Below are 22,310 nucleotides of genomic sequence, written 5' to 3' on the forward strand. Positions count from 1 at the left end.
AATAAGCAGCGCTTTGAGATCCAGCTTAGGACTGCAGGCGCCGCTCGATCTGGCTCTCTTGGTAATGGCGGTTTTTGGCTTCGTACATGGCTCGGTCGGCCCGGTGCAACGTGACCTCCAGCTGGTCTCCCGCATGGGAGGTGGCGGCGCCGATGGCCATGCTCAGCTTATGACCCGAGTAGAACTGGTTGTTGAGCTCCAGAATCGAATGGATGCGCTCCACAATGGCCTGGGCGACGCGCTCATCGGCACCGGGTAGCAACATGGCAAATTCATCACCGCCAGTGCGGGCAACACAGGCGTTGGGGCTATTGACTTTGCTCAGAACCTCGCCAGCACGGCGCAGCAAAGCGTCCCCCGCGATGTGGCCACTTTCGTCGTTGACACGCTTGAGGCCATTGAGGTCGATCACCAGCACACTCAGCGGCCAAGGGCCCTTGCGGGACAAGCGGTTCAGCTCGTCCATGTAGAAAGCACGGTTGCGCAGCTGGGTCAGAGAGTCATGTTTGCCCAGGTACTCCAGATAGGCCTCGGCCTTCTTGCGGGCGGTGATGTCCACCAGCGACACCAGCACCAGATCCCAGTTCGCCAGATGGTCGGGCAACACCGCAAATTGCATGTGGATGTTGATCAGGTCCCCACTCAGCCGGTAGTTGACCACCTCGCGCATCAGTGTGGTCTTGCCCTGCCACAGCTCAATCAATTGTTCGGCAAACGAATCCCGCATCTCACCCTGGAAAACATCGCCCAGGCGGGCCAGCAACTCGGCCTTGCTTTGTGCGCCAAACATGCTCAGCGTCTGCCTGTTCACGTCGATGACGCGTATCTCCTGCATACAGCGCGACACAAATTCGGGATGCACATTGATGAAGGTGCGGAAGTCCTCGATACCACGCTGGCGCAGTTCATCGAGCAGCAGCTTGACCGCGCTGAAATCCTCGACCCACAGAGATACCGGGGAGTAGTCGAACAGGTCGCGGGTATGCTGCTCGCTGGCCTTGAGCAACCGGGCACTCTTCAGCTCATGGGTGATGTCTTCCAGGGACACCATGACGCGGGCCCAGCTGTTTTCATGACCCTGGAGCACGCGGGCGTGGACCTTCACATCCAGTCGCCGCCCGTCCAGGCTGTAGTTCACCGTTTGCACAGAAAAGCCGAGTGATCCTTCCCACATGGGCAGGAGCTGCTCCATCAGTTTGCCCAGCATGTCGCCCCGGAACACCTTGTCCAGATTCGCCAGCAGCTCATCCTGGCTGCGTGCACCAAATATCTCCAGGCTGCGCTGGTTCACCTGCAGCACCAGCAAACAGGCCGCACACTCGGCCAGGCTGCTCGGGTGGGCCTGCACATGTGCCTGCAGATCGGTCACGCCCTGGCTGCGCCAGTTGTCGAACAGCTGCTTGAGTGCGCTGAAATCTTCCAGCCACAAGGAAACGGGGGCCAGATCAAACAGTTGCGCGTAATCGGCCGGAATAGAAACATGGGACACAGCAAAACCTCCTGAGGGGTATTGTGCAGGGTCCCATCGGCCGCCACCGGCAGGTGAGGCATGCTGGTGAAAAAACCCGGCTACCCTGAAACACCGCAGCAAGAACCGTGCGCGGCGCAAGCACTAGGTGGTAAACCTGCTGTCTGCTCAGGCAGCCGGATGGGCCGTGTCCTGGCCAGCCTGGGGGGCGGACGCAGGCTGTGTGGAGTCGAGCTGTAAAAAGCGGTCTTCGATAAAAGCCTTTTCAGTTTTTTGCCGCTGAAACTCCATCTCCATCTGCTCGATCTTGGCCAGAAGCGACTTTTCACGGCCAGCCAACACGTCGATCTGGTCCTGCTGGTCCTGAATCAGCGCTGCCTGGTCAATCGGTGCCAAGTCAGCCCCCTCGACAGCTGAGCCTGGCACGCGACGGGTGGCAAAGTTCTGGGCGTTGACCTGGGCGCGGATTTCGTCAAGCTGCAAAGCATTGTCTTCCGCCAGTTTCTCGGCCGCACGTGTGCGCTCACGCGCCTTTTGCAGTTCAGCTTCCAGGTCTGCTGTTTGCTGCATCAGGCTGTCCACCACCGACTGCTTGACACCCTGCACTTCGCTGATCTCGCTGCGCAGCTGCTCGTTGCTGGTCGAGGCTTCTTTGAGGTGAAACTGGATCTCTTCGACCTGCTCCTGCAGCATATGATTTTTGGACAGCGCGGTGTTGAGTTCAGCCTGCAACTTGGCACGGATGTCTTCTACGTGGGTCTTCTCTTCGGCCGCACTGGCAGCAGCCCCGGCGGCGGTAGCGCTGCCTTGCGCCAGGTTGTCGATCAGGTTTTGCAGCTTGAACGACAGCACGCTGATGGCGCGGCCACTTGCGTTGTCATGCGTCTGGTGCGCCTGGCTGACACGTTCAAGCTCCGTGGCCGTGCGATTGGCGGCGATCTTGAGGTGTTTACCCGCCTCAATGGTCAGGCTGGCGGCCTTGAGCAGATCTACCCGGCTTTGCGCGGTGGTGTTGAGAATGCGATAAAGCAGATAACCCGACCCAGCCATGAAGACCAGGTTGGAAAAGAACAGAAAGCCGTAGGCGATGTTCAACCAGTTCATGATGTCATCACAAAAAATGCCATCCGTCCCTCACCGTAACCTGGAATGGCCAGTCGGAAATCGGAACGCTGCCCCGGCTGGGCCAGTACCGTGGCCAGCTTGGCAAAGGAGTTTTTGACCACACTGGCCTTGGCCATGGTGACCTCGGTGACCGGCGACGCTGCCGATTCGCTCAGGCCCACCGCAGCGGCACGCAGAAACTCATTGGCCTTGTCCATCATCACGGCACTGGGCTGGCCGCTGGCCATCAGGGCCCGCACCTCATTGGGCAACATACGCGCCGCGCCACCGCCCACCATACACACGGCATTGGCATCCATGACCCCAATGGCATAGACACCTTTGACCTCATTCGCAGCGTAGAGGCCCAGCAAATTCTGGGAGGTCAGTGCCTCCAGCGTCATTTTTTCATGGGGAATCAGGCGAAACGGAATGTTGCCCAAGCGGTCCAGCAGCAGCAGCTGCATGGCCGCATGGCTGATCGGATCTTCCCCACGGCGCTGGAGCAAGGCGGAAGCGGCATCTAGGGGACTTGCGGCAACGCCGTCCAGCGTGGCGGGAGCCCCACCCACCAGGTCCTTCACCGCATTGGCCACCACCGCCACCAGTTCAGCATCGTCAAAAGGTTTGTGCAGGATGAACAGCGCACCATTGCTGATGGCTTCCTCTAGCAGCGCCGGGGTGCGCTCGGTGGTGACGAACCCCACCCGCACATCCTGGTGCCCGAGCTGGCGCAGCGCCTGCACCATCTCCAGGCCCGACACCTTGGGCATATGCCAGTCGGTGATCACTAGGTCTGGCTTGAACGACGCGATCAGGTCCAGCGCCTGCTCACCGTCCAGGGCAGTCTCCACTTCAATGGGCGAGTAACCACAACGCAGGATGGCGCGCCGCACAATGGCCTGAATGGCACGGCTGTCATCGACCACCAGGAAGCGTAGAGGCGAAGGCAATTGAATTGGAACTGTGGACATGGTCGTCAGTGAGGTTGGCTGAAAATATGGTACTCGACAACAAAGAGCTGCGCGTTGTCGGTGTTGCTGACATACACCGACGCAACGGTGCTACCTGTGGCAATCTGCTCATAGTCGGCTTGGCTGGCCAGGAAAGGCAAACCCATATGGATGTCGGAGCTGTCGCTGACATGCAGTGCCACACAATCTGAGAACAGGTTGCAGACCTCGGCACACGCATCGTGCAAATCGGCATCCTGCAGGCAAGTGGTGTCAACACCAAACATGTGGGCTGCCACACCAAGGGCATCCGGGCGCTCAATCAACACACCAATGCCGCCGGTGCGGTAGTCCGGCGACAGCCTGAGCGGCATGAAATAACTGAACTCGGTGAAGCCCAGCGCCGCCTGCTGGGTCTCACACAGGTCAAAACCGCGTTCCTGGCCGGACAAGAATTCCCATGCTTTGGTCAAGCCAGCGCACACTTGCTGGATGTTGTTGCAGGGGTATGAGCGAGGCATTGAGCCAGTATCCGGCAATCAGGCGCGGTACGTCAAATTCCTCGCAACGTACTCGGGGGGAGACACAGGCGGTCTATCCTGTCACAGGAGTCATGCTACGATTATTTCGTGATGCCCTTGCGTCCAACGACACGCTGACCCAACAGGATGGCCCATGGGTTGACATAGAACGTGGTTTGCCTTCGTTTCCGAGTTGTTTTGCACACAAACCATGTCCAGCATGCACTTGCTCACACTCCGTTTCAGAGACAACGCGCAGGAAAAAGAATTTCTCAGCGCCACGCAGACGCGCACACGTCAGCAAGGCCAATTTGCCTGTGTGGTTGGGATGCTGGTGTATCTTTTACACGGCGTCCTCGATCAATGGTTCGTGGCCCCTGAGCTGTTCGGCCAGATCTGGCTGGTGCGCGCTGCAGCGCTGTGTGTTCCGATCTTGGTTCTGCTGCTGTCCTTGACCTCTTGGTTCGCCCCCTTGACGCATGTGTTGCTGGCCTTGGTGGGTGCAGCGGCCGCAGCCGGGCTCATCGGCATGCAGATGCACCTGCCGCTGGAAAGCGCTCCGTACTACTACCCGATGATGGTGGTGGTGACGTTTTACACCTACAACTTCATCGGTACACGCTTCATCTATGCGCTGTGTGTCGATCTGGGGATGCTGCTGGCCTACAACCTGATCTTTGGCCTGGTGCTCGATTACCCTGTTCACACTCTCATGGGCCACGACTTTTTCATCGTCTCGGCCAACTTGATTGGGGGCTCGGTGGGTTACCTCACCGAGCGTCAGCGCCGCCTGCTGTATCTGCGCGAAAAGGAACTCGATGCCGAGCGCAACCACCATCTGCACCGTTCCTTGCATGATGGCCTCACGGGTCTGCCCAATCGCGAGCTGCTCTACGACCGCATTCTTCAGGCTGAACTCAGCGCCACCCGCGAAAAAATACGCCATTGCGGCTTGTTCCTGGACCTGGATGGCTTCAAAAGCATCAATGACGTGTACGGCCACAAAGCGGGTGACCAAACGCTGCGTGAGGTCGCCAAACGCCTGTTATCCACCGTCAGGGCCAGCGATACGGTCGCGCGCATCGGTGGTGATGAGTTCTTTGTGCTGGCTGAAAACATCGAAGACCTGTCTGCAGCCCGCGCCTTGGCCCACAAGATACTGGCCGAGCTCTGCGCGCCTTTTGTGTTCCTGCCAGAACACACGCAGCTGGGTGCCAGCATTGGCATCTGCCCTTTTCCCTATGAAGGCATGACAGTGTCCGACTTGATCCATCGGGCTGATGAAGCCATGTATCGGGTCAAAATGTCCGGCAAGGGCAATATGGCAGTGGCGGATTTCCCCAAGACATCCGACGCGACAAGCGCCAGCTGGAGCTAATGAGTCACCCCAGACTGGTCAACAAGCAGTTGGCGTCCAGCCAAGTCAAATACTACAAATTTTCTAGCTACCAGACCTTGTATCAAAAGGGCTGGATGCATATTTCTCTTGTACTCTTTGGCCAATGCCGGTGCGGCGTCACTGGGCGCTGGGCGAGCCCGAGCCTCGTGTCACGCGCCACATGCCGACACCACCGAGCAAACCACAAGCCGCCAGTACCCACCAGATACCGCTTGCAGGTGCTGCCTCAGATCCCCCCAGGCCCGCACCCACTGCCGCCTGCCCCACCAGTGCGGCACACCCGCCGACGCTGGACATGAAGCCATAACAGGTGCCCAGGGGGCAGTCCCGCGCATACCGCGGCAAAACGGTGGCAAACAGCGGAAAACACAGGATCGACCCCAGCGACAACAGTACTGCCAGGACCAGCATCGCCGCCAGTGGCCAGGCCGCCAGCACCACTGGCGACAGGAAGGCCGTGCCCATGAGTGCCAACCCGCAGCCCATCGCGGCAGCATCCCCCAGGCGTGGCACCAGCCAGCGGCTCACAGGCCATTGCAAGGCGATGCCCACCACGGCGCTGAGTGTGAACACCGCACTGAGTGTGCTGTCCCCCAGACCGTGCTGTTGGACAAAGGCCGGCACAGCCAGATACAGCTGGTGAAACATCACCTGGTAGGTGGCACAACAGCCAACAAAACGCAGCAGGTTGGGCTCTGCCAACTGCGCGAACAAAGACCTGGGCGACGCGTGCACAGCGTCCGACACCAACGGACGTGGAGGCCTTGGCGAGCCTTGATCGGGCGGGAGCAGTCTCCATTGCAGCACCCCAAACCCCAGAAACAATGCACCGGCCACACAGCCTGTCAAGCGAAAGTCCACGTTCAGCAGCGCCAGACCCACCAGTGGGCCCAGCAGCATCCCGGCTTCACTGGCTAGGTTGTGCAAGGTAAAGGCGTAGCGCCGCTGTGACAAATCGGGGCACTGGGCGGCCAGACAGGCCTGGGCACAGGGTGTGAACAGGGCACCCGCAAAGCCTGTCAAAAAGGCGGCCAGCAACAGCAATGGCAATGTTTCGGCCCAGCCCAGCATGGCAAAGCCCACACTCCGCAAGAAACAGCCCCAGACGATGGCCCTGCGGTAGCCCAAACGGTCTCCCAGCCAGCCGCCGAGCAGAAACAAGCCCTGCTGGCTGAACACGCGCAGCCCCATGACAAGCCCGGTGATCCAGCCCGCCAGCCCCAGGTCCGCGCCCATGTGCTGCGCCAGGTAGGGCATCAGCATGTAAAAACCCAGGTTGAACGCCAGCCCGTTGGCGACCAACACGCGGGCGGCGGGACTGAGCGCGCGCCAGCGGTTCACTTGACAAGCGCCAGCAAGCTGTCGACACGCGCACCATGGCTGTAGATCCGCCCCTGCGTGGACTTCATGACCGCAGTGGCGGCGGCGTGGTTGACCGCCTCACCGACCTGAATGAGCCCAACCATGCCCATCATCAGATGGGGTGGGCAGTTGTAGAAATACAGGCCTTGATGCGCCAGCGTCACCACAAACGGCTGATCTTCCTCGCTGAGCCAGGGCTTCGCACCATCGGGAACAGCCAGGCTGCGCACAAAATGGCCGGTGCTGGTGGGCTCAAAACGCAGTGTGTCACCCACCTGGGCGTGCACAAAGGCCGGCTCAAACACCATGGAGCCGTCTGTGCCAGCGTTGAGCATGCGCACCACATGCTCTGCGCTCCAGGCAGGCGCGGCAAAAAGGCTGCAAAGTGCCAGCAAGCCCCTCAGAAGTGGGCGGTGCAGGTAGGAAAAGTGAACTGTGTGGGTCGTCATATCGACATTTTCATTTCTGAGGCCATCAGGCGCTCATGGGTGTGGGCTGTGATGCGCGAAGGGTGCGCACGTAGGGTTGGCCGTCCTGGTCGTGGTGGACATCCACCGGGACGTGGTAGAGGTGGTGGATGAGTTCGCGGCTCAGCACCTGGGCCGGCGGGCCAAAGGCCTGCAGGCGACCATCTCCGAGCACGATCAGCTGGTCGGCAAACTGCGCCGCCAGGTTCAGGTCGTGCAGCACAGCCACGCTGATCCAGCCCTGGGCGGCGGTCTGCGCCTGCAGATGCTCCATCAGCTGCATCTGGTGTTTCAGATCAAGTGCGCTCACGGGTTCGTCCAGCAGCATCAGCTTGGGCTGGCGCAGCAGCACTTGCGCAAACAACACCATCTGGCGTTGCCCACCGCTGAGGGTGTGCACCGGCCGGTCGGCCAGATGGGCGATGTCCAGCGCCTGCAAAGCCGCCAGCGCTGCACCCAGATCGTCGTCCGACAGCCGCATCGACAGCCGCTGCAGGCGCCCCAGCACCACAACTTCAAGCGCGCTCAGGTCCAGGTCAAGCTGGGTGTTTTGTGGCATGTAGCCAATACCCTGGCGCCAGCTTGGCAAGCTGTGCGGCGTCATCGGTGTGCCGCGCAGGCGCACCGCTCCGTGCGTCAATGGCAACTCGCCAAACAGCGCGCGCAGCAGGCTGGTCTTGCCGGTGCCGTTGGGGCCAATGATCACGTGCAGTTGCCCGGCAGACAGTTGCAGATTCAGCCCTTCGACCAGGGTCAAGTCGCCGATGCGCAGGGTCAGGTCAGAAATTTCAAGCACGGTTGCGCTTTCGGTTGCCCAGAATGAGCCAGATCATGAAAGGAACCCCGATCAGCGCCGTCACGATACCGATCGGAAACAGCGCGCCGGGCACAATGGATTTGGACAGCACCGAGGCCACCGAGAGCATCAGTGCACCACACAGCGCCGACTGTGGAATCAGGAAGCGCTGGTCTTCGCCGACCTGCATGCGCGCAACGTGCGGCGACACCAGCCCGATGAAACCAATGACACCCACGAAGCTGATGGCGGTCGCGGTCATCAGCGCAACCAGCACCAGGGTCTTCAGGCGCAGCCGCGTGACGTTTACACCCAGGCTGCGCGCACGCGCCTCACCCAGACGCAGGCAGGTCAGCTGCCAGGCGTCTCGATGCAACAGCAGCGCACACACCAGCGTCACACCCGTGGTGATCCACAGCATCGGCCAAGTGGTGCGCATGAGGCTACCAAACAGCCAGAAGATGATCTGCTGGTTCAGTTCGGGCGAAGCGAGAAACTGGAGCAGCGACAAAAGTGACTGGAACAGAAACAGCAGCGCAATGCCGGCCAGGATGATGGTCTGGCTGTTGACATGGCGCATCAGCGCCAGCCCGAACAACAGGCTGGCCGCCAGCATGCAAAAGACAAAAGCGCCGATGGGGATGGCCACCAGAGGCGGCAGCCCCAGGCCACCGGTCACCAGGGCCAACGCAGCCCCAAAACCGGCGGCAGCAGCCAACCCCAGCGTGTAAGGGCTGGCCAAGGGATTGTCCAGCAGGGTTTGCATTTGCACACCACCCACGCCCAGGGCCGCACCCACCACCAGCGCCATCAGCGCAATCGGCAGACGCATGTCCATCACGATGGCGCGCGTCATCGGGTCGGCCGCCGCAGGCGCCAGCAGCGTGCGCACCACATCACCCAGCGCCAGCATGGAGGGGCCGGTGGCCACGTCCAGCATCAAGCTGAACAGGCTCAGACCCACAAACAGGGCCAACCAACGCCAGCGGAGCGTCTCGCGCCGACGCTGGCGCTGCAAGACCAGGACGCCCATATCGGGCGTGGCAGTGATATCTGTCATGGGGTGAGGTTCCGAAAGTCGGCGCCGCCGGCAAGCGGCGCGGGTCTGCCTGTCATTTCCAGCTCAACACGAAAGTGCCCTGGGGCTGGATGGGCAGGTAGTGGCGGTAGAAGTCTAGGTAGGTGGCTTCAGGATGGATGTCGGCAAACAAGGTCGGATACAAGGCCTTGGCCAGATATTGCAACTGCGACGCGTCCAGCAGGCTGCGCGTGGCGCCGTGGTAGACCCCGTACAGACGCGCATCCTGCAGCGCTGGCAGAGCACTCCACCCCTTGCGTTGTGCAAAGCCTTGCAGACGTCGGCGCGCTTCACCCGCTGGCACCCCCATCCCCATCTGCATGGCATCGGGGTTGCTGACGCTTTCGTAACCGGCGATGAACACCACCTGCGGTTTCGAAACCAGCAACTGCTCGGGGTTAATCGGCCCCCAGTCCTTGACGAACGGCGCAGCGACGTTGTCGCCACCGGCCAGATCGACCATAGCGCCCCACATGTTTTTGCCGTAGGTGTAGCTGTGTTCGGCTGGCCCTTTGTCGCCTAGCTCAATGTACACACGCGGGCGGGGCAGCTTGGCTTTGGCGATGCGTTGCTGGATCGTCTCCACCACTTGGCGGTATTCGTCGGCAATACGTTGTGCGCGGGCCGTTTCGCCGGTGATCTGGCCCAGCACCTTGGTGCTGGCCAGGTGGCGCTCCAGCGTCTGCGCGTTGTAGTCCACCACCACTACCGGGATGCCAGCGGCCTCCAGGCGAGGGATTTCGGACGCCAAGGCCTTGAACTGCCAGTCGGCCAGAACGACCACATCGGGTTTGGTGGCCAACGCCTTTTCGAGCGAAAAGGTCTGGAACTGCACGCTGCCCACGTCGACCACGTCGCGCAGCGTGGGCCGGGCTGTAACGTACTGCTCCCACACGGCCGGGCGCGACTTGACGAACCAGCCAAGCGACAGCCCCACCAGTCGGTCGAAGGCCTTGTCACCACCCACGGCGAAGTAGTCCTCGATGTAGAAGCCCAGCAGCACCCGCTTGGCTGGCAACTCCAAGGTGATCCTGCGACCCAGCACATCTTCAATGGTGCTGGGCACCGCCCAGGCACTGAGCGCGCCCAGTGCGAGCATTACAGACAGCGCGAGTTTTTTCCAAAAATGCTGTGTCAATTACATCCCCAGCGCAAAGCTGCCCTTGGCCTGCACAGGCAAGTAACGGCGGTAGAAAGCCAGGTAGTTGGCCTGGGGGTCGATGTCCTTGAACAGCGTGGGGTACAAGGCCTTGGCCATGAATTGCACCATGGTGTAGTCCAGCACCGAGCGCGATGCACCCTGATAAACCGCATACAGGCGTTTGTTCTTCACCGCTGGCAGCTCGCTCCACCCGGCGCGCTGGGCAAAACCCTGCAGCCTCTGCTGCGCCTGAGCAGACTCAACGCCCTGCCCCATCAGCATCGAGCTGGGGTTCTTGGTCGACTCCGTTCCGGCGATGAACACCACCTCGGGCAGTGCGGCAAGCACCTTCTCCGGATTCATCGGACCGTACCACTCGACAAAGGGGGCAGCGATGTTCTCGCCGCCAGCCAGCGCACCCAGCGGCCCCCACATGCCCTTGCCATAGCTGAAGCTGTACTCAGCCGGCCCTTTGTTGCCAAACTCAACATAGAAGCTAGGTCTGGGCTGCTTGGCGGCCGCAATACGCGACTGCACCTGATCGATGGCGCTTGTGTATTCGTCGGCAATTTTCTGCGCGCGCTTCTCGTCGCCCGCAATTTTTCCGAGCAGCAGCGTGCTGGCGTGGTGGTTGGCGGGCAGCTCCATGTTGTAGTCCACCACCACCACCGGCACCCCGGCGTCTTCCATACGTTTGACGTCCGGGCCCAGGCCCTTGTATTGCCACTCAGCCAGCACTAGCACATCGGGTTTGAGTGCCAGCACCCTCTCTACAGAGAAGGTCTGCGCCTCAACCTCGCCTACGTCGGGCAGGTTTTTGAGCGAAGGCCGATGTGTTGTGAACAGCGACCAGTTGGCCGGACGCCAACCTTCCCAGGCCTCGCGAGACAAACCAACCACTTTGTCGAAGGCTTTTTCACCACCAATGGCCATGTAGTCCTCGAAGTAAAAACCTAGCAGTACACGCTTGGCAGGCAGATCGACGCGCACGGAACGACCGAGCACGTCTTTGATCACTTCGGGGGCTGCCTGCGCGGTCAGGATCAGGCCAACCGTCAGACCCAGGATACACAGCCAGCGTGCGGTGGTGGCAATTCGCATGAACACTCCTTCAAAAGGCCGGGCACCCCGGCGAAGGTCGGCATTCTATATGCGAATGATTCGCAAAAAGATTTCCAGAAGTCAGATTCAAGCAAGTTTCTGCGTTGCATCTGCCACAACAACGAGGGCGACGTCGACGCCACTCTCTTGGGCTCTGCGTTCGCCAGCTGCAGCGACAGTCAAAGCATCTGTGGCCTGTTGCCAACGATGGCCCTCAATGCGCTATACAAAACATAGCTTATAGCGCTTATGTTATATGGGCTGATTAAGTATTTATTAAGCAACACGCCGGATACAAACGCTTGACAATAGCAGCTTACTATGGGAGCTTGTTCAACATTCCGCCGCCCAGCCACACCATCCATCCATGCTGTTACCACCCACATCTCCGGCCCGCTCAGTCTTGCCCCTGCTGCTCTGTGCTCTGCTGTCGGCTTGCGCAGCCGTGGGCCCAAACTACCACGCGCCCGCTACAGAACAACTGACGGTACCCAGCCAATGGCAGGCTGCCTTACCGCATGGCGGTGAGACCAGTCAGTTGTTGAGTTGGTGGGCTCGGCTGCAAGACACCAGCCTGAATCGCCTGCTGCAGGCCGCCGAGGCCAGCAGCCCGTCACTGCAAAAAGCGGCGGCGAATATCGCCTCGGCCCGCGCCAGTGTCACCACAGCGCGTGCTTCCGGCCAGCCGACTCTGACCGGCTCGGCCTCAGCCAACCGCAGCAACACCCTTGGCAGCGCCCAGACCACCACCAGCGGCGGGCTGGATGCCAGCTGGGAAATCGATTTGTTCGGCAGCGTTCGCCGCTCCGCTGAATCCGCCGACGCGCTCCTGCAAGCCCGCCAGGCCGACTGGCACGATGCGCGCGTTTCGCTGGCCGCAGAAGTGGCTACCAACTACGTCACCTACCGCGCCTGCCAGTTGACGCTGAACACCGTGCAGTCCAGTGCACTCTCCAACCTGGCCACGGCGCGCATCACCCAGCGGTCTTTGCAGGCTGGTATGACGGCGCGCGCCGATGCCGATCTGGCTGACGCCAGCGCCGCCAGCGCATCCGCCAGCGCCATTGCCCAGCAGGCCGAGTGTGATGTCACCATCAAATCCCTGGTCGCCCTGACCGGACTGGCAGAACCTGCGTTGCGCCAACTGCTGGATACACAACCACCCCAATTGCCCCCTTCAGACAGCCTGGCAGTACAAACACTGCCGGTGGATCTGCTCAGCCAGCGGCCCGACCTGGTATCGGCTGAGCGTGCCCTGGCCGCAGCCAACGCCAAGATTGGTGTGGCTGAGGCCGACCGTTATCCGCGCCTGTCGCTGACGGGTTCGCTGTCGAGCAGTCGCACCGATGGGGTAGACACCACACCCTGGTCCTTTGGCCCCAGCTTGTCGCTGCCGTTACTCAATGGCGGAGCCAAACGCGCTGCCGTGGATTCTGCCCAAGCAGCCTATGACCTGGCGCTGGCCACCTACCAGCAGTCTGTGCGCACGGCTGTACAAGAGGTTGAGCAAAACCTAGTTCAGCAGATGAGTGCCGAGCGCCGCACAGCCGATGTACGCCGAAGCGCCGAAGGCTACCGCGCTTATGCCAGCGCGGTGGAAGCCAACTGGCGCGCTGGCGGCGACAGCCTGCTGAACCTTGAGGTCGCCCGGCGCAATGCCATTGCGGCCGAACAAAACCTGATTACCGTGCAGCGCGACCAGTTGCTGTACGGCATTGCCTTGTACAAAGCCGTTGGCGGTGGTTGGACAGTATCCCTTGGAGACGTGAAGTGAAATTAGCAAAAATCAGTCTGATCGCCGCCGCTGCGTTGTTGATCGTTGTTGGTGGTGTATGGGTGCTCACATCCGGTGCCACACCTGCTGCCACGGTGGCACCCAGCGCCAATGCCGGGTTGACCGTCAGCGCCGTCACACCACAACAAGTCACCTGGGGCCGCAGCCTGCAGCTGTCTGGCGGGTTGTTTGCCTGGCAAACAGCCAGCATCGCCAGCGAAGAAGCCGGTCTGCGCATCGCTGAGGTGCTGGTGGACGTCGGCAGCGTGGTCAAACGCGGCCAGTTGTTGGCACGCTTGAACGACGACACGGTGCAGGCCGACCTGCGCTCCCAGCAGGCGGCCGTGGCCCAGGCCCGCGCCAAGCTGACCCAGGCCAAGGCCGAGGCCGACCGCAGCCGGGTGGTGAAAGACAGTGGCGCCTTGTCGGAGCAGCAGGTCACCTCCTACCTGGTCGCCGAACAGACTGCCCAGGCCAGCCTGGACGCCGCCCTGGCCACGCTGGACAGCCAGCGCATCAAGCTCGCGCACACCCGCATCCTGGCGGTGGACGACGGCATCATCTCCAGCCGCAGCGCCACGCTGGGCAATGTGGTGGCCTCGGGCACCGAGCTGTTCCAGCTGGTGCGTCAGCGCCGCGTGGAATGGCGAGCCGAGGTGACTGGCCAACAAATCAGCGCCCTGAAGCCTGGCCAGACAGCCAAGATCACCCTGCCCGACGGCACTCAGGTGGCAGGCCGCCTGCGCTTGGTCAGCCCGACACTGGACAGCGGCACCCGCAACGGATTGGCCTATGTGGACCTGCCCGTGGGTAGCGCCGCCAAGGTTGGCATGTATGTGCGCGGCGAGCTCAATACGGGCCAGGCGCCAGCCCTCACCGTGCCCAGCAGCACCGTGGTGCTGCGCGACGGCAACAGTTATGTGTTCGAGAAAGACGGCACCACCAAGGTGGCGCAGCGCCAGGTGCAAACAGGGCGCCGCGTGGGTGACCAGGTGGAGATCACCAGCGGCATCGGCGCGCAGGCGCAATTGGTGCTCAGCGGTGGCGCCTTCCTGAAAGATGGTGACCCGGTGCAGTGGATCACGGCAACCAACAACACCAGCAGCAAGTCGACCAAGGTGGCTCCATGAATATTTCGAGCTGGTCGATACGCAACCCGGTTCCGGCGATTCTGCTGTTCATCATCCTCACCGGGGCCGGGCTGTTCGGTCTGCACAAGTTAGGCATCCAGAACTTCCCAGACCTGGATCTGCCGACCATTGTGGTCTCGGCCACGCTGGAAGGCGCCGCACCGGCGCAGCTGGAAACCGAGGTGGCGCGCAAGATCGAGGACAAGCTGGCCTCGATCGCCGGTGTAGACCACGTCACCACCACCATCACTGATGGCGCGGCCAGCATCAGTGTCAGCTTTGACATCGACAAAGACAGTGAAGTGGCGCTCAACGAAGTGCGCAATGCGGTGGATAGCGCACGTGCCGACCTGCCTACCGAGATGGCCGCGCCGGTGGTCTCCAAGCTCACACACTCCAGCGGCGCGCTGCTGACCTACACCGTGGCAGCCCCGAACCTGAGTGAGTCCGACCTGTCCTGGTTTGTCGACAACGACATCAGCAAGGCCCTGCTGTCGGTCAAAGGTGTGGGCAGCATCACCCGCATTGGCGGGCTGGAGCGCGAGATGCATGTGACGCTGGATGCCGCACGCATGGCAGGCCTGGGCGTCACCGCAGGCAGCGTGTCCAGCCAGATCAAGGCAGTGCAGACCGACGCCTCGGGCGGGCGCGGCATCGTGGGCGGCAGCAACCAGTCGGTGCGCACGCTGGGTCGGTTGGACCAACCCGAGCAATTGGCGGCGCTGGCGATTCCGGTCACCACGGCCACGACCACCTCGGTCGCCACCAGTGTGCGGCTGGACCAGATTGCCACCGTGAGCGACACCTCTGAAGAGCGTTTTGCCTTTGCCGCGCTGAATGGCAAGCCGGTGGTCGGCTTCCAGGTGCTGCGCCAGATCGGTAGCAGCGAGGTCTCGGTGGCAGCGGCGGTGCGCGCGGCGGTCAAGACCTTCAGCGCCAACCACCCGCAGGTGCAGATCACCGAGGTGATTGAAACCGTGACCCCGACGCAGGAAAACTACGACGGCTCGATGCATCTGCTGTACGAAGGTGCGGTGCTGGCGGTGGTGGTGGTGTGGCTGTTCCTTCGCGACTGGCGGGCCACGTTTGTGTCTGCGGTGGCACTGCCGCTGTCCATCATCCCGACCTTCATCGTGATGTACCTGCTGGACTATTCGCTGAACCTGATCACCCTGCTGAGCCTGTCACTGGTGGTGGGGGTGCTGGTGGACGATGCCATCGTCGAGGTGGAGAACATCGTGCGCCATCTGCGCATGGGCAAGACGCCCAGGCAGGCCGCCATGGAAGCGGCCGACGAGATCGGCCTGGCGGTGGTGGCCACCACCTTCACCCTGGTGGCGGTGTTCCTGCCCACCGCCTTCATGAGCGGCATACCGGGCAAATTCTTCCGCCAGTTCGGCATCACCTGCTCGGTGGCGGTGCTGGCATCCTTGCTGGTGGCCCGGCTGCTGACACCGATGATGGCCGCCTACATCCTCAAACCCAGCCCGGCGCACGAGGAAAAGGACGGCCCAATCATGCGCCGTTACCTGGCCATGGTGCACTGGTGTCAGACGCACCGCTCCATCACAATGCTGCTGGCAGGATTGTTCTTCATCGGCTCGATCAGCCTGGTGCCCTTGTTGTCCACCTCATTCATCGGTGCCTCGGACAACGCCCAGACCACCATCTCGCTGACCCTGCCGCCCGGCAGCACGCTGGACCAGACCCGCGCGGCCGCCGTACAAGCCCAGGAACTGATCAGCGGCATGCCCGAGGTGACGCAGGTCTTCACCATCATTGGCGACACCACCAGCGATGCCAGCAGCAGCACCGTCAACGAGGCGTCGCTGACCGTCAGCCTGACACCGCGTGGGAGCCGTGCGCGCTCGCAGGCTGACATGGAAAACGCCATCCGCCAGGCGCTGCGTGCCCTGCCGGGTACCCGCGTGGGCGTGATGGGCATGGGCAATGGCCAGTCGCTCGACGTCACCCTTGCCAGCGACGATGCGGTCGCGCTGAACCAGGCCACCGCCGCGGTGATCAAAGACCTGCGCACCCTGCAAGGCATCGGCAACATCACCGACAGCTCCAGCCTGCAGCGGCCTGAAATCCATGTGCGGCCCGACCCGGCACGCATGGCCGAACAGGGCGTGACCACCGAGGCGCTGGCCAGCGTTGTGCGCGTCGCCACCTACGGCGACTACGCGACCAACCTGGCCAAGTTCAACCTGCCACAACGCCAGATCGCGATCCGTGTGCGTTTTGACGACAGCGTGCGCTCCAACCTGGATGCCATCGGCCAACTGCGGGTGGCCGGTCGCACTTCGGCTGTGCCGCTGGCCGCAGTTGCCGATCTGTCGCTGGGTGGCGGCCCTTCGCAAGTGGCTCGTCTGGACCGCATGCGCAACGTCACGCTCAGCATCGAGTTGGGCAACCTGAGCACCGGCGATGTCAACAAGATGGTGCAGGCCCTGCCAAGCATCAAGAACCTGCCCAGCGGCGTGCAGCAGATTGCCACCGGTGATGCGCAGCGCATGACCGAGCTGTTCACCAGCTTTGGCGGTGCGATGCTGATCGGTATTTTGTGCATCTACGGGGTGCTGGTGCTGTTGTTCCACGACTTCATGCAACCGGCCACCATCCTGGCCGCCCTACCCTTGTCGATTGGCGGGGCGTTGCTGGCGTTGCTGATCACCGGCAGTGGGTTCTCGATGTCGTCGGTGATTGGTTTGTTGATGCTGATGGGCATCGTCACCAAGAACTCGATCCTGCTGGTCGAATACGCGGTGGTGGCCTACCACGAGAAGGGCATGAGTCGCTACGACGCGCTGGTCGATGCCTGCCACAAGCGGGCGCAGCCGATTTTGATGACCACCATTGCGATGGTGGCAGGCATGCTGCCGATCGCGCTGGGTATTGGCACCGACCCCAGCTTCCGTGGGCCGATGGGCATTGTGGTGATCGGCGGGCTGCTGACCTCCACCGCGCTGAGCTTGCTGGTGATCCCGGTGGTGTTCACCTATGTGGATGATCTGCTGCTGTGGCTACGCAAACATCTCAAGCGCAGGCACCATGCAGCTACTTAAACCGTAGCTTCTGGCCCTTATTTAATAAGGGCTTGAGGCCTATTTCTTATAAATATAGGTAACAGACCTTGCAGGAAAAGCTTCTGCAAGGAACAAAAAAAGCCAGCCCGAAAAAGCGGGCTCCTGCTTGGCCGCAAAGCGCTCAGGCCACCGTCAGCGGGTAGATGTCCTTGATGTCCAGGATGTTCTTCTTGCTGCCATCTTCGATCTGGATATCGCCATGGATGTAGCCACCTTGCGAGCGAAAGCCCGGCACCAGCTCGGGGCAGCCACGCTCAGTAGCGATCAGGGTCAACAAGGCGAGTGCATCGGTGTCGTCAAAACGGCAATGGATATGTTTCTCGCTGGGCACAAACATGCCGCGGTGGGCATGTTGCGCCATGATCCGCTCGCCAATGCTCTTGGCCAGCGCCAGGTAGGCCGGGGCTTGCGTCGCGCGGGCGACTTCAAGCACAGCAAACAGCAAGATGGCGTCAGCCTGGCTAGCCACCAGAGGCGCCTTGGATGCAGCCGGGTCAGTGGCATGCCATTCACCCAGGCCAAAATGGCGCGCCATCGCCACCACATGCTGCCAGAGTGATGCGCGCCCGGTCATGGCCCAGGCCGTCACGGTGGACAGGAAAACGATGGTGTTGATCGGCTTGCGCTCAAACACCCAGCCCTTTTTGCCGTAGAAGCCCCGACGTGGGAACACTTGCCCGGTCAGGTCCTTGCCATCAGCAAACATCGGCTTGATCTGGTTGGTTTCTGGCACATAGGCGTAGCGCAGCCAGGCATCCAGGCCGTCGACAGCCCATTGTTTGAGCTGCTCGCCCTTGGCGCCGAGCTGGCGGGCCAGCGTGAGCTGGGCCAGGGTGGCGTCACCGTAGATGCCCTCCGGGCCATTCATGGCGTCCGGGTCCATCTTGAACAGCACCCAGGCTTCCTGGGCCACATCGCCATACTCCGGGCCAAACTGGCGCTGGGCACGGTCACCGTAGAAGGAGTAGGTGAACTGTGGATGGTTCTCGTCGGTTGGCGCCTCTTCACGCTTGACCGGGCGGTTGAACTGGTAACAGCCCAGACCGGTTGCCGGGTAACGGCTGCGCACATATTGCCAGGCCATAAACTCGGCCCAATCGAGCGCTTTTTCCTCACCCGGCACCCGCTGGCCGAGCAAACCGGCGCCGTAGATCAGGTCATTGCCGATGTTCACAAAGGACAGCCCCTTGGCTTCGCGCAGGATCTCCAGATCGCGATGCATCGGCTTGTCCCAGAAGCCTGCTGCTGGCAAGGGCCTGCCGTAGCTGCCGTGGCGCGTGAGTTCGAGGGTGTCCCAGTTGTCAATATGGCAGTTCCACTCGGCCTTGATGAGTTTTGCGGTGGCTTGCGGGTCAACCTCGAACATCAGCTCGTAGAACGGGTAATGGTGCTTGATCTCATGCACCTTGTTTTTGCCTTCGGGGCCGACGGTATCGAGCGTCTTGAGGTCCAGGAAACAATGCCCACCCCAGGTCAGCAGCCCCGAAGCGTCCGCGTGGTCAAAATGCCAGCGGATCGCATCCATCGCCGCTTGTTTGTACTTGCCATCACCGCTCAAAGCCGAGAGTGCAGACAAAGTGCGAAACAGGTTTTGCTGGGAGGCCAGGTTAGAAGGCTCCCAGTCGGTGCCTTCCATGTTGCGCCACTTCACCGGCTCACCGGTGAAGGTGTTCATGCCGTCAAAGAACAAGGGGGTGCCGTGATAAGGATCGCGGTAGGTGTTGAGGATGGTGTCAGCGTAGCGGCGGATGTAGTCAAGCATGGTATTCATGGCGGTTTTCCTGGAACTGAAATACCGACAAAACGACGGACAGGAATTTCAACCGCATTGGCTGAAGTATGGCATGGGTCTCAGGTGTGAAATCAGTGTGGGTAGCCGAAGTTCGGGCTGGCCTAACCATGAAGACAACACATAGATCCAGGTCAAGTCTGAAGAATGTCGCGAGCCCGCCAAACCTCGACCAGATCAAACAAAGTGCATTCACTACCCGAAGGTCGGCAAAAACAGCATCAAACCACCCTGTTTTGACACGCCCCGCGATTACCATCGGCGCCCCGCAAACGGCGGCAACCTGCCGCTGTGCGCCAATTTTTAGCCTTTAATCGCCCCGCTTACCGGAGCCCCCACCACCACACTATGCACACCGAGACACCGATCCACTTTGTCCCCCACGCCGCCACAACAGATGTACACCAGTCCGATACCAACCCGATTGTGGGCGGCCGGGTGGAACTGCAATTGCTCACCACCCTCAAATGCAACCTCAAATGCAGCTATTGTTCGCTGGGGGTTGGCGATATGCTGGGTTCGCAGGTCCATGTGGCGTACGACATTGAGCAGCTCAGCGCTTTTGTGGCGCAACACCTGAAGGGCAAGGAAATCTATGTCACCTTCTACGGCGGCGAGCCCACGCTGAACAAGAAGCTGATGCTCGAAGTGATGCAGCGTTTCCCGAGCTTTCGCTTCCAGTTGCAGACCAATGCCACGCTGATCGACAACCTGCCCGAGTGGGCGCTGAACCGCCTGTCCAATGTGCTGGCCTCCATCGACGGCGGCGAATCCACCACCGACGGATACCGTGGCAAGGGCATCTACCGCCAGGTGGTGAAAAACCTCAAGGAAGTGCGCGACCACATCGGCGGCTCGGTCACCGCCCGCGTCACCTGGGGCAACCCCGACACCTGCTTTGAGGAACTGGACCAGCTGGTGGCCGAAGGCGCCCCGTTTGACTACCTGTACTGGCAGTTTGTGGCCGACGAGATGTATGCCGGCGACTCGGTTGCCAAACGCAAGGCGGTGCTGGTGCAGTTGATCGACAAGTTCTTCTCCCGCACCGATCTGCTCTACCCGCTGATCCCGCTGATGGGCATGGTGCGCAACAAACTCTTCCCCACACGGGCGCTGGAGCTGTACGCCGGGGCCAGCCAGTGCCGCGTCTCTACCCACCTGCTCAACGTCATGCCCAACGGCGAGATCTATCCCTGCCCCGACATGATGTACGACCCGGCCATGAAGATGGGCGACATCAAGGCCAACTGGCTCAAGAAGAGCCCGCTGCAACAAGACCCGGCCATGCCCTGCCACGACTGCGAAGCCTTTGCCTGGTGCCGCGGCAACTGCATGAAAAACATGCACCGGGGTTATGTGACCAATGACCTGCAGTACCGCAGCAACGTGGTCGAACCCATTTGTGAACTGATTCGTTTCATGGGCCAGGAAATCGACAAGCGCAACCCACAGGCCTGGTTCGAGCAGCTCAGCCTGCCCGTGCGCAAACAGATCATGGACTGCGAGGTCTACGAGTACGTTGAGGTCATGCCTTAAGGTGCCTCTTCGCAGAAGCGGGCCATCCACGTGGCCCACAATCAAGCTGTCGCACTCGATTGAACACAAAAGAGCTGCTTAGCCATATCAGGACCTACGCGGCTTGCTACTGAGTCAGTAGCATTTTCGGGTGGTCAACTCACTTGCATGTGGGCGGCGCATCGACGTTGTTGGCGTGCGCCATCTCGGCGGCCATACCGAAGCTTTCACCCGGCGTGGGTGTCAGCGATGCCGAAGATGTGCGGCCCACGGCTGGCAGCACCAGGTCGTAAGTTTGTGAATCATGTACCTTCGCACCCTTTTCTGCTGGCACAACGGAGACTTGCGCCTGGCCCAGCGCTAAGCCCTAGCAACGTCCATCAAAGCTCAACAAGGTCAGAACCTCGCATGTCATACCGGGTACTTCATGGACCCGAAAACGGTGCCAGTGGTACCCAAGCAGCAATGGCTTGCGCAACGAGGTGGGCAGGAAGAAACTCTTGCTCCAGGCGGCCGCGTTGTTGTGTGCGCAGATACAGGTCCAGTGCTTGCTCTGAAGGTGCCAAGGCATTGGCCAGTGACTGTGGGGCATGTACCGGTTCGGGCACCGCCAAGTGTGCGTGCGTGTCAAACGTTTGGCGATCCATCAGCAGTACAAGCAAACCGGGGAGGAGTGCCCGAGCATGCGCGAGCATGGCCAGACCCCAGGTATCAAGATCACCCCAATAGGCAACGCTACGCTCCTGTAGCCATGGGGCGCTCAACCAGGACAGGTTCAGACCACTGCCGAGGACGGCGATGGTGTCTGGCACGGGCGTGGGTAATTGGTGCAGGCAACGTTCGTTTTCCACCAGCAAAATGCGGCGACCAGGCACGGCGCAGGTTTGCAGCTCGGTGGTGGTGACACGCTGGCGGCGAAACGGTAGCAGTCCCTCGGCCAGGGGGGCCACCAGTACCCAGTGCTCGCCCTCGGGGCTGGCATCCAGGAACGCGGTCAAGCCTTGGCGACTGGCCTCTCCCTCGAAAAGCTCATCAAGCAGGGCTTTAAGCACCCCATCATGGCGCTCGAAGAATTTGCTGTCGTTTCCTGCCAGTGCCAGCGCGCGCAGCGGTCGGCCTTGGGCGCAGCCGGGCTCCAATTGCAGCGCAATGCGGGTGGCAGTGACGATTTGATCGGCTGACAGATGCCGCCACAGCGCCAACCTGCGCAGCAACAGGGCATGAAAACGCATGTCCACTTGGGGCAGTACGCTGGTCAGGGCACGGTAGTCCGCGCTGGCTTGCGTGCCGCAGCCATCGGCATGCTGCTCAAAGGCCGCAGCGCAGTCCGAGGGGCGCAAGACCCAGTGGGTGGGCACGTCAATGGGCGTTGCGCCACCGCGGTACTGGCGTGCCGTCCACTCCACCTGACCGGGACCCTGCGTGGCAACGGCACGCCACTGCTGTAAGTGCTGGCGCACGGCGGCGCTGTCATCTCGAAAACTGAGCGCACCGGGCTCACCGATGGGGAGTCGCAACGGCCAAGCCTGCGGGTTGCGCAGCAGGTGCTGTTCGCGCCAGTCACCGCGCTGCCATTGGCGCACAAGCTGGTTGGCAAGTTGGCGGGGAGATTTCATACGCTCT

Annotated in this window: 17 protein-coding genes; 5 read left to right on the top strand and 12 right to left on the bottom strand. The window is 61.4% G+C overall.

Annotation, left to right across the window (positions count from 1 at the left end; all coding sequences use genetic code 11):
- Positions 1-25: 25 nt before the first annotated feature.
- The 4 genes from KKO72_RS07590 to KKO72_RS07605 all read right to left on the bottom strand — a co-directional run bounded on the left by KKO72_RS07590 (position 26) and on the right by KKO72_RS07605 (position 4,046).
- On the bottom strand, positions 26-1,489 hold the full coding sequence (locus KKO72_RS07590; RefSeq protein ID WP_371736844.1) for a diguanylate cyclase domain-containing protein: 1,464 nt from the start codon (positions 1,487-1,489) through the stop codon (positions 26-28).
- Between the two features lie 147 nt (positions 1,490-1,636).
- A complete protein-coding gene (locus tag KKO72_RS07595) occupies positions 1,637-2,572 on the bottom strand; it encodes a hypothetical protein (protein WP_214936992.1) in 936 nt (311 codons plus the stop codon).
- Complete coding sequence (locus tag KKO72_RS07600) at positions 2,569-3,546, bottom strand: response regulator (protein WP_214936995.1); 978 nt, start codon at positions 3,544-3,546, stop codon at positions 2,569-2,571. The genes KKO72_RS07595 and KKO72_RS07600 overlap by 4 nt, the downstream gene beginning before the upstream one ends.
- A 5-nt stretch (positions 3,547-3,551) precedes the next feature.
- Positions 3,552-4,046, bottom strand: coding sequence for a hypothetical protein (locus KKO72_RS07605; RefSeq protein WP_214936997.1), 495 nt, complete (start codon positions 4,044-4,046; stop codon positions 3,552-3,554).
- Between the two features lie 211 nt (positions 4,047-4,257).
- Here KKO72_RS07605 and KKO72_RS07610 point away from each other — a divergent pair, with 211 nt between their 5' ends.
- Complete coding sequence (locus tag KKO72_RS07610; protein ID WP_214936999.1) at positions 4,258-5,424, top strand: GGDEF domain-containing protein; 1,167 nt, start codon at positions 4,258-4,260, stop codon at positions 5,422-5,424.
- A 138-nt stretch (positions 5,425-5,562) separates the two neighbouring features.
- Here KKO72_RS07610 and KKO72_RS07615 read toward each other — a convergent pair whose 3' ends face one another.
- From KKO72_RS07615 to KKO72_RS07640, 6 genes are read right to left on the bottom strand one after another with little or no spacing between them, the layout of a single operon-like run.
- Positions 5,563-6,786, bottom strand: coding sequence for an MFS transporter (locus KKO72_RS07615; RefSeq protein ID WP_214937001.1), 1,224 nt, complete (start codon positions 6,784-6,786; stop codon positions 5,563-5,565).
- Positions 6,783-7,256 carry a plastocyanin/azurin family copper-binding protein gene (locus KKO72_RS07620; RefSeq protein WP_214937003.1) on the bottom strand — a complete coding sequence of 158 codons (474 nt, stop codon included), beginning with the start codon at positions 7,254-7,256 and terminating at the stop codon, positions 6,783-6,785. The genes KKO72_RS07615 and KKO72_RS07620 overlap by 4 nt, the downstream gene beginning before the upstream one ends.
- A 25-nt stretch (positions 7,257-7,281) precedes the next feature.
- Entirely contained in the window at positions 7,282-8,070 is a 789-nt protein-coding gene (locus KKO72_RS07625; RefSeq protein WP_214937005.1) for an ABC transporter ATP-binding protein, read from the bottom strand.
- Entirely contained in the window at positions 8,063-9,130 is a 1,068-nt protein-coding gene (locus tag KKO72_RS07630) for an iron ABC transporter permease (RefSeq protein ID WP_214937007.1), read from the bottom strand. Before KKO72_RS07630 ends, KKO72_RS07625 begins: the two co-directional genes overlap by 8 nt.
- A gap of 52 nt (positions 9,131-9,182) precedes the next feature.
- Positions 9,183-10,286, bottom strand: a complete 1,104-nt coding sequence (locus tag KKO72_RS07635) for an ABC transporter substrate-binding protein (protein WP_214937009.1) — start codon at positions 10,284-10,286, stop codon at positions 9,183-9,185.
- Entirely contained in the window at positions 10,287-11,390 is a 1,104-nt protein-coding gene (locus tag KKO72_RS07640) for an ABC transporter substrate-binding protein (RefSeq protein WP_214937011.1), read from the bottom strand.
- Between the two features lie 367 nt (positions 11,391-11,757).
- Here KKO72_RS07640 and KKO72_RS07645 point away from each other — a divergent pair, with 367 nt between their 5' ends.
- From KKO72_RS07645 to KKO72_RS07655, 3 genes are read left to right on the top strand one after another with little or no spacing between them, the layout of a single operon-like run.
- Positions 11,758-13,164 carry an efflux transporter outer membrane subunit gene (locus KKO72_RS07645; protein WP_214937013.1) on the top strand — a complete coding sequence of 469 codons (1,407 nt, stop codon included), beginning with the start codon at positions 11,758-11,760 and terminating at the stop codon, positions 13,162-13,164.
- Positions 13,161-14,294: an efflux RND transporter periplasmic adaptor subunit gene (locus KKO72_RS07650; RefSeq protein WP_214937015.1), complete on the top strand. Its 1,134-nt coding sequence runs from the start codon at positions 13,161-13,163 to the stop codon at positions 14,292-14,294. The genes KKO72_RS07645 and KKO72_RS07650 overlap by 4 nt, the downstream gene beginning before the upstream one ends.
- Positions 14,291-17,362 (top strand): efflux RND transporter permease subunit, encoded by a 3,072-nt coding sequence (locus KKO72_RS07655; RefSeq protein ID WP_214937017.1) that lies wholly within the window; start codon positions 14,291-14,293, stop codon positions 17,360-17,362. Before KKO72_RS07650 ends, KKO72_RS07655 begins: the two co-directional genes overlap by 4 nt.
- A gap of 142 nt (positions 17,363-17,504) precedes the next feature.
- Here the strand turns inward: KKO72_RS07655 and KKO72_RS07660 are convergent, their stop codons facing one another.
- On the bottom strand, positions 17,505-19,154 hold the full coding sequence (locus KKO72_RS07660) for a hypothetical protein (protein WP_214937019.1): 1,650 nt from the start codon (positions 19,152-19,154) through the stop codon (positions 17,505-17,507).
- Positions 19,155-19,520: 366 nt separating this feature from the next.
- On the opposite strand from KKO72_RS07660, the gene KKO72_RS07665 reads away from it, so the two are divergent.
- Entirely contained in the window at positions 19,521-20,708 is a 1,188-nt protein-coding gene (locus KKO72_RS07665) for a radical SAM/SPASM domain-containing protein (RefSeq protein ID WP_214937021.1), read from the top strand.
- Between the two features lie 404 nt (positions 20,709-21,112).
- Here the strand turns inward: KKO72_RS07665 and KKO72_RS07670 are convergent, their stop codons facing one another.
- Positions 21,113-22,303 carry a Wadjet anti-phage system protein JetD domain-containing protein gene (locus KKO72_RS07670; protein ID WP_214937023.1) on the bottom strand — a complete coding sequence of 397 codons (1,191 nt, stop codon included), beginning with the start codon at positions 22,301-22,303 and terminating at the stop codon, positions 21,113-21,115.
- Positions 22,304-22,310: the final 7 nt, after the last annotated feature.

Origin of the sequence: Rhodoferax sp. U11-2br, assembly GCF_018619435.1 — a bacterium.
Classification (GTDB): domain Bacteria; phylum Pseudomonadota; class Gammaproteobacteria; order Burkholderiales; family Burkholderiaceae_C; genus Rhodoferax.